The 12,450-nt window shown below is 35.8% G+C and carries 13 protein-coding genes; 3 read left to right on the top strand and 10 right to left on the bottom strand.

Features of this window, described 5'->3' with window-relative positions:
• Positions 1 to 621: 621 nt before the first annotated feature.
• The 5 genes from D1B32_RS09685 to D1B32_RS09705 form a co-directional block, all read right to left on the bottom strand.
• A complete protein-coding gene (locus D1B32_RS09685) occupies positions 622 to 1,851 on the bottom strand; it encodes a replication initiation protein (RefSeq protein WP_095312148.1) in 1,230 nt (409 codons plus the stop codon).
• A gap of 963 nt (positions 1,852 to 2,814) precedes the next feature.
• Positions 2,815 to 3,507, bottom strand: coding sequence for a hypothetical protein (locus tag D1B32_RS09690; RefSeq protein WP_095312145.1), 693 nt, complete (start codon positions 3,505 to 3,507; stop codon positions 2,815 to 2,817).
• Positions 3,504 to 4,250 carry a hypothetical protein gene (locus D1B32_RS09695; RefSeq protein WP_147379895.1) on the bottom strand — a complete coding sequence of 249 codons (747 nt, stop codon included), beginning with the start codon at positions 4,248 to 4,250 and terminating at the stop codon, positions 3,504 to 3,506. Before D1B32_RS09695 ends, D1B32_RS09690 begins: the two co-directional genes overlap by 4 nt.
• Positions 4,237 to 5,127 carry an ATP-binding cassette domain-containing protein gene (locus D1B32_RS09700; RefSeq protein ID WP_095312140.1) on the bottom strand — a complete coding sequence of 297 codons (891 nt, stop codon included), beginning with the start codon at positions 5,125 to 5,127 and terminating at the stop codon, positions 4,237 to 4,239. The genes D1B32_RS09695 and D1B32_RS09700 overlap by 14 nt, the downstream gene beginning before the upstream one ends.
• Positions 5,124 to 5,510 carry a GntR family transcriptional regulator gene (locus D1B32_RS09705; RefSeq protein ID WP_095312136.1) on the bottom strand — a complete coding sequence of 129 codons (387 nt, stop codon included), beginning with the start codon at positions 5,508 to 5,510 and terminating at the stop codon, positions 5,124 to 5,126. The genes D1B32_RS09700 and D1B32_RS09705 overlap by 4 nt, the downstream gene beginning before the upstream one ends.
• Before the next feature lie 148 nt (positions 5,511 to 5,658).
• On the opposite strand from D1B32_RS09705, the gene D1B32_RS09710 reads away from it, so the two are divergent.
• Positions 5,659 to 6,234 (top strand): GNAT family N-acetyltransferase, encoded by a 576-nt coding sequence (locus D1B32_RS09710; RefSeq protein ID WP_240033764.1) that lies wholly within the window; start codon positions 5,659 to 5,661, stop codon positions 6,232 to 6,234.
• Between the two features lie 51 nt (positions 6,235 to 6,285).
• Here the strand turns inward: D1B32_RS09710 and D1B32_RS09715 are convergent, their stop codons facing one another.
• Together D1B32_RS09715 and D1B32_RS09720 are read right to left on the bottom strand one after the other, a co-directional pair.
• A complete protein-coding gene (locus D1B32_RS09715; RefSeq protein WP_095312132.1) occupies positions 6,286 to 7,287 on the bottom strand; it encodes an HAAS signaling domain-containing protein in 1,002 nt (333 codons plus the stop codon).
• Positions 7,274 to 7,636 carry a PadR family transcriptional regulator gene (locus D1B32_RS09720; RefSeq protein WP_095312130.1) on the bottom strand — a complete coding sequence of 121 codons (363 nt, stop codon included), beginning with the start codon at positions 7,634 to 7,636 and terminating at the stop codon, positions 7,274 to 7,276. The genes D1B32_RS09715 and D1B32_RS09720 overlap by 14 nt, the downstream gene beginning before the upstream one ends.
• Positions 7,637 to 7,774: 138 nt before the next feature.
• Here D1B32_RS09720 and D1B32_RS09725 point away from each other — a divergent pair, with 138 nt between their 5' ends.
• On the top strand, positions 7,775 to 8,227 hold the full coding sequence (locus tag D1B32_RS09725) for a YaiI/YqxD family protein (protein ID WP_095312128.1): 453 nt from the start codon (positions 7,775 to 7,777) through the stop codon (positions 8,225 to 8,227).
• A 70-nt stretch (positions 8,228 to 8,297) separates the two neighbouring features.
• Here the strand turns inward: D1B32_RS09725 and D1B32_RS09730 are convergent, their stop codons facing one another.
• Positions 8,298 to 9,203 carry a macrolide 2'-phosphotransferase gene (locus D1B32_RS09730; protein ID WP_118889223.1) on the bottom strand — a complete coding sequence of 302 codons (906 nt, stop codon included), beginning with the start codon at positions 9,201 to 9,203 and terminating at the stop codon, positions 8,298 to 8,300.
• A 34-nt stretch (positions 9,204 to 9,237) separates the two neighbouring features.
• Positions 9,238 to 10,503: a GTPase HflX gene (gene hflX, locus D1B32_RS09735; protein ID WP_118889224.1), complete on the bottom strand. Its 1,266-nt coding sequence runs from the start codon at positions 10,501 to 10,503 to the stop codon at positions 9,238 to 9,240.
• A gap of 563 nt (positions 10,504 to 11,066) precedes the next feature.
• Here hflX and D1B32_RS09740 point away from each other — a divergent pair.
• The gene (locus D1B32_RS09740) at positions 11,067 to 11,648 is read left to right on the top strand and encodes a hypothetical protein (protein ID WP_118889225.1); all 582 of its coding nucleotides are present in this window, start codon (positions 11,067 to 11,069) and stop codon (positions 11,646 to 11,648) included.
• Positions 11,649 to 11,747: 99 nt separating this feature from the next.
• Here the strand turns inward: D1B32_RS09740 and D1B32_RS09745 are convergent, their stop codons facing one another.
• A complete protein-coding gene (locus D1B32_RS09745; RefSeq protein WP_240033765.1) occupies positions 11,748 to 12,443 on the bottom strand; it encodes an undecaprenyl pyrophosphate synthase in 696 nt (231 codons plus the stop codon).
• Between the last annotated feature and the right edge of the window lie 7 nt (positions 12,444 to 12,450).

Raw genomic sequence — 12,450 nt, forward strand, 5'->3', positions numbered from 1 at the left:
TATAATTTCTAATTTATGTATATCTATTTGTAGTATAGGAATAAAACAAGAAAGAGACTCTGCTTTTCTTTCCCAATAAAAATGCCCAATAAAGATTGGACATTTTTATTGGGCAGGGGGGTAGTAGTTAAAAATGAAATAGTAATAATTTTACAAAGATGATTTTTTACTCGGCCTTTATTTAAATTCAGTTTCGTTTTTAAATGCAGATTCTCCATACAGATTAACAAAAGCTATGACAAGAGGCTCAAAGCGTTTACTATAAATGTAAAACAGTTTCTACCATTGGGTTATAAGGACATTTTCCTATTCTTCTCAACTCATTAGCCGGAGTATATAGTGGTTAGGAAATTTGGTAATAAGTTCATTGCGAGGGGATATATAAACAAATGGTTTAATCGTTTTCTGTAATAGCATTGGAGAATAAACACTATGATCACCCCTGTACTTTGCTTATAGGGATCCTCCTTATTATTCGCTTTAATTGGTTAATACAGAGGAGGTATGACTGTAACTTAAATTTGTTAAATTGCATAGGTATCTTTGCTTCATGATATAAAAAGCTATCCGAAGGAAACCACCAATTATTCCTTATTCCCTTGGGGGTTTTCTGCTGGCGGGTTAATAAACCATCATTTCCCTTTTTTTATTTATCACTTTATATATTTCATCTTTTTTATCATTCCATAATTGTTTTGCTTCTTCTTCCGACATCACTTTAGTAAATAAGGGAATGGCCCTCCTTTCAATCATCCAATCTGGTAATAAATCCATTTTTACTGCTTTTGAATTAGGTGTAAACTCTGCTATTAGTTCTCGTATTACCCGTTGCGATAGGTTAATCTCTATTACATCCTCGATTTCTTCCTCTTCTTTTTTCAACTGACTGAAGATAAAACCAATTGGATTTTGAATTTTTTTGTTGTACCGAATGGACTCCATGACATTTATTACTTTTTTCTTCCCAAATTTCAACCATTCTTTGATAACCGTTCTTTTTACACTAAATCCTATTTCAATTGCTAAATTATGTACTTCTAAGATATTATCCTCTTCTAAAACATTAAACAGGTCTAGTTCCTCGACGGGATTAGTTTGTATTACTTTCATTTTTTGTTTTTTGTAATCCTCTGTATTACCAGATACTACTTTTGGTAGGATACCAATATAAGCCTCTTTCGATTCAATGAAAAATTTAATTTTTTTAACTGCTCGACCATGTTTAATTTCTTTAATATCAATCGATATATCAGACTTCATATTAATCTGTTTTTGAGCAGGAACTAATACTCTCTGCTTAAAATTACCATAAGCCGGATATACATCTGATGCACCAACTCTATGTTGTAATTCATTTAAATCAAATGTTCTTTCTTTTAACCTTTCGTATTGTTTTAATAGTTCATATATCCTTATCGAATACCGTCCTTTCATTTTACTAACATTTTTAAATTGATAGGATGTAAATTCCCTTTTCAATTGTAATAAGTAAGGTCTAAAAAAACGATGTAGTGTAAGTTGAATAGTCCCCTTTTTATAATTATAATCAGCTTGTGATAGCCATTGCACCTGGGACAGTGTGTCCTCAAATCGGACTTCATATGTTTTTGATAATAGATTTCTAGTAATTTCCTCCAATTCTTTATATCTCGTATTACTATTTCCACCGATCATCTTTATAAAGTCTTTAATAGAGAACATATACGGTTGAAATTCTTTATCTGTTGGTTGTACCAAACTAATTAAAGTCAAGATAATTTTTTGTTCGACTTCCGTTAAATTATATGAAGCCTCAACTAATTTATTGGATTTAGTTATGATATTTGTTTCACTAATTCCCCTTGAAGCCATATATATTCTCCTTTTATTAAATATAGATAAATAACAAAACCATTAAGCTATCATCCATTAAAAAGTTATGAGACAGATAACCAAAATAAATTGTTTTAATTTTATAAAATTAGATTAGATTACTTTTACTTTTCGTTATAGTTAATTCACTCATAAGTAGTTATAGTTTGCTCGGCTTTTCTTCTCTTTTACTCAGTTTTTGTTATATTTAACGCTTCCACTTAGCTTTTGTTATACTTCACTTAGAAATTGTTATAGTTAACCCTTTTACTCAGTTTTTGTTATAGTTCGCTCAGAAATTGTTATAGATAGATACTTAGTTTTTGTTATCCTTTACATAGTTTTTGTTATCCTTTACATAGTTTTCGTTATCCTTTACTTAGAAATTGTTATAGTTAAACTCAAAAAAATGAGTCATATCAAGGTATTTAAGCAACCGAAAACATATAAATAACTTAAAATATTAAAAATAATGTTTAAGAAAACAATCAAAACAGAGTGTGTTGTTGATTGTTTTCTCTATAAATAAATTATTTACTTTTAAGGTAAAGTAAATTGCCCAAATGATTTATCTTAACTACTAGTTACTAGTTCCTCAACAATTAGCTCAATATAGTGTAGTGCGTTGTATATCCAATTAATCCAAAGTAACAAAAGAAGCCTCCGTTCCTATAATGAGCAGAGTGGGTATTAATATAAAGTATTTGTAAATACATTCTCTATCATGTTCATCAACGTAAACCTAATTTCATTACTTTCGTTTCTATCACTTTTGATTGAACAAAAGATAAAAATTCATTTGAGTATAGAGTTGCAATCAAAAATGCAGAGGCATCTTTCATTTTTGATTTAAGGATAAACGGTTACTTTGCATTGCTTCCAAAGTTATCTATATCATCCAAGACTTATAGTTATCCAGCAAGATAAAAACGCGATACTAAAATACGTATCACGTTTCTATCTTCATTCACTTACATATTCAATATAAATATCATAGTTACTACTAGTCTTAATCCCATTAGGAATACGTAAATAAAGCAGTTGGGTTCCCCATTCTATTTCGTAGCCACTCCACATATCATCATTTCCCTCCCTAAATTGCTGCATCGGAAATTCCTTTGCAAAGGAGGAAAATCTTAATTCCCTTGATTCCGCCAATTCAATGACCAACTGATCTGAGTACAGCTGAAGATCAATCGGGTTCATGTATTCTCGTACATTTTCACCATTAACATAAATGGGTGTTTGATAAAAAGAGGCTTCGATTGAATTTCCATCGTATCTTTCAACAGCAACATTTATCGTATTCATATCGTCACCTAAATAATCAAAATAAAGCGTATCTCCCTCATATGGAAATTCCCATTCTTTTTCTAGATACTTTTGGTAGGATTCTATAGGTGCTCCATCATAGAGCACATTGTATAGATCATCACGATTCATATCGAAATCCTTAGATTGGACACCCTCTTCCTCTGAAACCGCTGAAAAATAATAAACTCCAACAGAAATAATTAACAGCAGGGAGTACCCGAAAAGCATCCAATATCCTCTTTTAGCAGTAAACAATTTACTTAACTTCCCAGCCGCTACGGCAATTACCAAGATAATGAAAACAAAAATAATTAATGGAAGAAGCATTGAAATGATACTCATCGTCTCGCCTCCAATCGATGCGAAACTAGGATTGCACCAATAAAACAGAGTATTGACGTTACGAGAATTTTTAAGATAAAAAATAACGCATTCGTTTCTTGATAATAAAATTCACTTAGCCTAATAATTACATCTGACTCGGTTTGTGCAATGGTAATGATCATCCCTATTACTAAAACTGGTACAATTACCGGAAGCATCCGGTGCAGCTGTGTAATCATTCCTAATAGATAACCAAATGAGCCTAAAAGTATTAAATAGAATATCATAGCAACGATTCCGATAAGCACATCACTTAACTGATACGTAAATCCAGTTCCTATAATTGGATTCGTATCAATGAAAAAATAAACAATAACACGCAGTAAAAAACTTGCTAAAATAGTAGTGATCCCACCCAGAACACTTGCCAACAATAAAAACAAAGCATTAGACAGATTATTACTTAATTGATTGGACACAAACGTAAATCCATTCTCCCGTTCAGCTTTAGTTGTTATCATAATCGCATGAATGACAATCCAGAGCATTGTTAATATAAGTACGCTTGTATTGGTATAGAGTGTCGTATTAATAGATAAGTTATTATTATACGAACCACTTGATCCATTGCCTCCAAGTGAAAAAAGAATCGCAATGATTTGCAGGACAACCAATGAGCTAAACACACTAGCATATGCCTTCAGTTTATATTGAAATTGCTTTTTCACAATCACTCCTAAACTCATTTTATTTAAAGACATCATCAATACCGCCCTTCTGTTTACGAGTTAAGTAGACACATAGATCACTAGCAGCTATAGAGGATACCTCTATCCCAAGCTGTTTCGCCTGCTCTAACGGAATGTAATCCCGCTTTGCAACACAATACGTTGTATCCTTTCCTATCTGCCTGCTATAAATGACTTCCTTATTTGCAGTCCACTGTTCAATAATCTCAGTTCTTCCCGTTAGGCCAACAGCGTATTCCTTCAGTTCATCCATGGAAAGATGGAAATATTTTTTCCCTTGTTCAATCAATAAAACATCCTCTAGTAAATCCTCAATTTCCTCTAAATGATGACTGGAAATAATAATTGTTCTCGGATGAGCTAAATAGTCTTTTAACAGCGCACGATAGAAATCCTTTCTAACGGAGGCATCCATTCCAGTTGTTGGCTCATCAAACATGGTCAACGCGCATCTCGATGCCAAGCCAATAATCATATTAAAGGTACTTTTCTTTCCTTTTGACAAATGAATGTGTATTTGATTTGGTTGAAAAGAAAAATAGTCAAATAGGCGCTCCGCAAGTTTAGCATCCCATTTCGGATAAAACCTATTAGCTTCCTTTAAAATATCTGCTAAGGTTAATCTTCCTGAGAAACTCATTTGATCATCCACATAAATCACATTCGCAGATACGAAGAGACTTTGAAAAGGCTGTTCATTAAATACGCGGACTTCTCCTGCTGTTTCATACCAATACCCTGCAAGAATTTTTAAAAGCGTTGTCTTCCCTGCCCCGTTACGTCCAATCAATCCAGTTATCGTATTCTCTTTAATTGTAATTGATAGGTCATTTAAAGCGTTTAGCTGTCCCTGTTTTTTGGTTAAATCTTTACACTCCACTACATTCACCGCGAATCCCCCTTGCGCTCTTTCATAATTTGCCCAAGCATTTCCACTAATTCATTTTCCGTAACATATAATCGTTCGGCCTCCAAAGCAACCTCCTGGAGCAGACCTTTTAATGTCTGGTTCTTTCGTTTATTCATAATGATTGTGAGTGCATCAGCTGTCACAAACTTCCCGAGACCTCGTTTCGTATACAGAATTCCTTCATCCGCCAGAAGGTTTAATCCTTTGGCTGCTGTTGCTGGATTAATGGTAAATAACTCCGCAAGCTTATATTGCGAATAAACTTTATCATCTTTTGTAAGGTTGCCATTCAGTATTTCCGTTTCAATCCATTCAGAAATTTGAATATAGATTGGCTTGGAGCCATTCGCATTAAGAATCAATCCTGCAACCCCCTCTCTAAACTAGTGCATTACTCGTGTAACTTAGTATATTACTTAAATTAGATAATTGCAATATAGTCAGTAACATTTTTCAGTATTATGGTAAAATTAGAGTTATTAAATCTAAATAAAAATAGGAGTAATTTTTATGAATATTGCTATGAATTCCTTTCCAATACTTGAAACATCCCGGTTAAGATTACGAGAAATTAAAGAAACAGATGCAGCTAGCATGTTGGCATACCTTTCGGATACAGAAGTAATGAAACACTACGGTCTTGAACCTTTTCAAACAATAGAAGAAGCTTTTGATGAAATCTCATGGTATCAATCGACCTTAAAACAAAAAACAGGGATTAGATGGGGAATTACATTAAAAGAAGAAAGTGTGGTTATTGGCAGCTGCGGCTTTCTTAATATTGCTTCACAGCATTATCGAAGTGAAATTGGTTACGAATTACATAGAAATTATTGGGGAAAGGGTATTGCAAGTGAAGCGCTTGGGGCTGTCATAGCATATGGATTTGAACAATTGAAACTCCAGCGGATCCAAGCCTTAATAGAACCACCTAATATTGCTTCAATAAAGCTAGCAGAGAAACAGGGATTTGTGAGAGAAGGGTTACTGAGAAATTATGAATATACCTGTGGTAAATTTGATGATATGTATATGTATTCCTTGTTGGGCCAAGACTTTGCTACGTCTATAAAAGGGAAATTGTAAAAGACACAGAATGGCTATAAACCATTCTGTGTCTTAAAATATACATTTCCTTTATTTTTTTCGGGCTCGAATAAATCCGTCTATTGCATCCCAGATTAATCCAATAGCAAGGAGCACGAAAATCCAAAATGTAGATTGTTCCCAGACTTTCTGTACGACATCATATCCTTCACTCCCGACTGTCACAACACCAGCTTGGGCTAACTCATTCATAAAATCAGGGTTCCAAAACGCCGGTCCATTAACCATAAGCAAAATGACAACCATGGAAATTACATTTAATATCAACGTATACCCAGCTAGCTTATACGTCCATTTTCCAGAGACGAGCTTAAGGCATTCTTTGATAATTCCAAAGCCAAATATTAGCAGGATAAACAATAAATACGTACCATATGTTATTTCATTTAAAAATGGAACGACTCCAGAAAAGCCATCGTGAAATACCCAAATACCGAAATATTCACTTGAAAATGCTAAAATGACGATAAATATAGCGTAAAATATAATCCCAGCAATTGATTCTCCACGTTTAATTTGTCGTTTTTCATCTGGTATAGGCGGCAAGTCAGATGGTTTCCATTCCATATCAATTTGGATATCCTTCGCTTGATAGGCACCGAGATACTCCGGTAGTGCAAATCCAAATGTCGTCCAAGCAAAAGCTATCGGTATTCCGGTAACGATTGATACAATCAGATCAATAAAATGATCGAGGATCAAAACAGGATCTAGTATGGTTTGCACAGCGAATACTGCACCCATTATCGAAGCAATTGTTACAAGCACAATTTTTAAGACCATCAAATAAGAATCAAAAATCTCTGGTCCAATTAGATATTTTTTTGTACCTCGATATTTTTCTGCCAATTTCCTTGGGGTTCCTAATTCCAGTAGAACCTCTTCAACATCTTTATCGCTAATGTCTCTACTTCCAACACGTTCCTCCAGCATATCTTCAATTAAACTACGCAGTTCTTTCGCAATATCTTCCCTTTGATCCTGTCGTAACTTTTGCGTAACCGCATAGATATACCGATCAACCATCTCCATTTTCATCATCTCCTTTATTTTCAATTACATGATTAAGGCTTTCAACAATGCCTTTCCATTCAACGACAAGCAAATCATACACATTTTTCCCAGTTTCACTTAACAGATAATACTTACGTGGTCTAGCTTCATTCGTATCCCATTTACTATCAAGCAACCCTTGTTTTTCCAGCCTTCTTAGCAATGGATATAATGTCCCTGGTTCAACTTGAATTCCCTTCTCTGCGAGCATTGTGACGAGAGAGTATCCATATTGAGGATTTGACAACTGACTTAATACCCCAATCGTAATCGTTCCCCGGCGCAATTCCTGCATTAATTTATCTAAGTGTTCTTTTTCATCGCTCATGTTATCAACTCCTAAATTTATTATAGTGTATGTCGCACACTATTGTAAAGTGCATATTAATATAAATAGTAAATTATATTTTAGTTGACAAATACAGGATATCCGCTTATTATCACAATCAATTAAGGAGCGAAAAAAATGAAAATATATGTTGATGCAGATGCATGCCCAGTAAAGGATGTCATTATGAAAGAGGCTGGTATTGTTAAAATTCCAGTTATTTTAGTCACAAGCCTGTCGCATTTTTCCCGTACCGAAAACCCCGCTGGTGTTGAAACCATTTATGTTGATTCAGGTGCAGATGCAGCTGACTACCGCATTATGAAGCTTGCAGAAAAGGGCGATTTCATCGTCACACAGGATTACGGTTTAGCATCACTTGGCCTTGCAAAAGGATGTAATGTGTTGCACCATAAAGGATTTATCTATACGAATGACAATATTGATCAGCTCCTGCAAACAAGATACTTGAGTGCCATGGCTAGAAAAAGTGGGCAACGCACAAAAGGGCCGAAAGCTTTTACCCATGAGGATAGAGAAAAGTTTAGGGAGATTTTCAAACAGAAGCTGGCGGAATTTCATGACAGATAATTCGCTTCTGTCCGAATGCGAAAAAGCCCCCGCCAGTATAAACTAGCGGGGACATATTTCCTTGTTTCCTTTATTCATTGCCTACACCGAGCGACTGCTTCGCCATTTCCATCATATCGTCTAGACCTGATTTCTCTGCAAACTCAGCAATTCCAACTGGATATGCTGCTTGAAGCTCGACTACATGGTCAAACAAATTTGGCCAAACATTTCCTCCAGCGCGTTCATATGCATCAATTAATTGTTTAAGCGAATCCTCACCAAACGCCATTAAGTGGGATACAAAATCGGTTGCTGGATCATCCACTTTTGCCTCGGTCCAGTCAATAAACCCAGTTACACGAGCGTTTTCATCAATTAAAATATGCCCAGGGTGCAAATCATCATGGATGAAGGCAGTATGCTGCGGCCAGATCGAGTCATTAGAAAGCCATTTTTGCCAACGATCCCAAAGCGGTTGACTCACTCCAAATGTTGCCTTTACTTTTTCCATTCTCTTACGCATTACATCTCTAATTTCTTCCGCTGTTTGCACCGTTAAACCTGCCTTTTTAACCTTTTCATGATTTATTTGATGCAATTCAGCCATAGCCTTCCCTAATGTTTCTACGTATGCTTCAGGCAGATTTTTCTCATCGAGCTCCCATACATATGCTTTCTTTTCTGGATCAATCGTTCCTGCTGGTATTCCAATTAAAAGTTTATAAGCAATTAATTCATCGGAAAAAATCTCCCATTTCGGCGCTTGAAAGGCAATCTCAGGTACGACTAAATCAAGTATTCTCTTTTCTTGTTTGGCAGATGGGATGACATCACTACGTCTCGGAAAGCGCAATACCCAATGGTCCCCCTTTTCATCTGTTGCGAATACCACTTGAAAGTCAAGGCCCGATTCATTGTACTTCAAAGATCCTGGTGTGATATAGAGTCCATGCTCTCTTGCTTTATCAACTACTTGTGTGTTTGATAATGTCATGTGATTCACCACTTTCTCATGTTTTAATTCCTACTTATCTATCCGCATCGATTAGATACTGCTTAAATCTTTCTGCATCTGAAGGCTTACATTCTACTCTTAACCTAGTTCCCTTTTCTTCAAACGCTTCCTCAAGAATATTTGCTTGGTCATTTAGATAGGATACAATCTGTCCTTCAGAATAAGGTATTAACAACTCACAAATCACATTGTCTTTAAAAATATTCACTTTAATCAAATCGAGTAATTCACGAATACCGGTACGCTTTTTGGCAGACAAATAAATGCGATTGTTCTCAACTACTGGAAAATTCATTTCCGTTTGATCTGCTTTATTATAGGCATAGATCATCGGTATATCTGTAACTCCAATCGCAGCTAAAATTTCATGTGTTAGCCTGCAATGCTCTTCATAATTCGGATTCGATACATCCAATACATGAATCAGAAGGTCTGCTTCGATGACTTCTTCCAATGTAGAGCGAAATGCTTTTACAAGATGATGTGGAAGTTTATTAATAAATCCTACCGTATCCGTTAGCAGGAAGGTTTGATTTGTTTCCAGCTCAACCTTTCGCACCGAGGTTTCTAACGTTGCAAAAAGCATATCCTTTTCAAATACTTGTTTATCTATTCCCGTCTGATGAATATCTAATACAGCATTCATTGTTGTTGATTTTCCTGCATTTGTATAGCCAACAAGCGAGACGACAGGTACATCATTTTTTCCACGCTGTTTCCGCTGTGTTTTCCGTTGATTGACGAGGTTTTCCAGCTCGCGATTTAATTTAGCAATCTGTTCCTCAATTTTACGACGGTCCGTCTCAAGCTTTGTTTCACCAGACCCTCGGTTAATCAAACCAGATCCACCGCCTTGACGACCAAGTGATTCACGGCTGCCAATTAATCGCGGCAGCATATATTTGAGGCGAGCTACTTCTACTTGAAGCTTTGATTCCCTCGTTTTAGCTCGGTTCGCAAAAATTTCCAAAATCAGCATCGTGCGGTCAACAACCTGACATTCCGTTGCTTCCTCAATATTTCGGATTTGCGAAGGGGATAATTCATCATCAAAGATAAGCATATCGGCATCTTCTGCTTCAGCCATTTCTTTCAATTCATCCATTTTACCTGTACCAAGATAGTAGCCTTGGTTGATTCGATTCAAATTCTGCCTCAGTTCCCCGACTGTATCAATATGACAAGCTTCCGCCAAATTCCCCAATTCTTCCATGGAATAAGCAAACTCTTCTTCCTGCTTAGAAATATTAACACCAACTAATATCGCTTTTTTATTCATTTAATTTCCTCCAATTTTAATAAAGCACAGACTTCTGCCTGCGCTTTGTAAAGGGATATTTAGTTGCCTTCACCGCGAAAGCAGCTATATTTTCAGACAGCAAAAAGAAGGTAGACTACTCCCCTTCTTTTCTGCATAAAAAACCGTATATAAAAGTTTTCCTTACTAAAAGACAGACCAATCCCTTTTACTCTGCGCACAGGCAGAGCTGAACATATTCAATTAATTGTTCAATCCTTGGATTCGAAGTCTGATAGTTGCCACAAGGAAAACCTCCGTTTCTGTTTATAGTATATCCAACTCTAACATACATATGTCAATTGAACAAGGATTATTCCTTGTAAATACGTACTTTGTCCCGTTTTCGTAAGTGTGCTGTCAGTAAAATTTAGATTACGCCTTCAGACCTAGGGTGAAATATTACTCAAGCTGCTTATGAGATTATCTATTCTAGATTACTATTAAGAAAGATTAACAATAAAAAATGAAACCTATGTCCACCTTACTTCGTCTATAAGATGGCAGCATTTGAATGTTTCATGATGATTTAGGGGCGATTAATAATGAACGAAAAGAAATTATATATACTTTTAACCGATACAGGAACTGTTTTTACTAGATTAATAAAGTCATACACCAAAAAACCATATAACCACGCATCGATTTCCTTTGATCCACAGTTAGTAAATGCATATAGTTTCGGCAGGAAAAAACCCCGAAACCCCTTCATTGGTGGATTTGTTCAGGAAAATTTGCGGTCCGGGCTATTCAAGCATGCAAGTGCAGCCATTTATAGCTATACAGTTAACGAAGATCAGCTTCAAAAAATCAATGCATATCTGCAAAAGATAGAAGCTGAAAAAGAGCAATATCGCTATAATTTCTTAGGTTTATTTGGGGTTATTTTAAACAAGCCTATTAACAGAGAGAAGGCATTTTTTTGTTCACAATTTGTTGCATCTGTTTTAAAGGAATGTGATATTCTGGATTTTCCGAAGCCAATATCTTTAATAACACCTCATGACATTCAAGAAACAGGGAGTTTTCAGCTCGTATACAAAGGAAAGCTAGTCGATTTTTATACAGATGGAAATCATATAGATATTATGGAACCTTCGTTTAATATGGCTCCACTAAAAATATAATTTACACTTCCCTTCACTTTACAAAGTTGATTGGCAGCCTTACAATCTAACACAATAAAACACCCAAAACAGCTTATCTCACACTGTTTTGGGTGTGTTTCATACGAAAGAATACCGTTTCTGCAACATACCAATCGCATCTTCTAATAACTGCTTATTTACATCTGGGAATAACATGTCACTAAAGTATAGCTCTGATGCCGAGCATTGCCATAACAGGAAATTACTCATCCGCTTCTCTCCGCCTGTACGTATGACTAATTCTGGATCTGGCAGTTCCTTCGTATATAAAAACCGCTGGAACAGCGATTCGTCTAACTTTTCTAATTCCACATGATTATGCTGAACCTCATAAATTACTTTATGAACAGCTTGGAGGATATCATCTCTCCCTCCATAATTGAAAGCGAAGTTCACAATCAAGCCAGCATTATTTTTTGTTGCTTCAACAGAATCATCCAGCGCTCTTCTTGTGGCTTTCGGAAGAGCTTCTATGTTACCTGATACCAGTATTTTAATATCTCTCTTCATAAACTCTGGCAGCTTTTGTTTGAGAAATTTCACTGGTAAGCGCATGAGGTAATTAACTTCGTCTTTTGGCCGTCTCCAGTTCTCTGATGAAAATGCATACAGCGTCAGTATCTGGATGCCTAACTCAATACTGGCATCGATCATTCGCTCCATTGCCTGAGCCCCTGCATAATGACCTTGACTCCTTGTCAGACCTCTCTTCTTCCCCCACCTTCCGTTTCCATCCATGATAATAGCAACATGCTTCGGTATTACGTTTTGCACTGTGCTA

The organism is Oceanobacillus profundus (assembly GCF_003515705.1).
Classification (GTDB): Bacteria; Bacillota; Bacilli; order Bacillales; family Amphibacillaceae; genus Oceanobacillus; species Oceanobacillus profundus.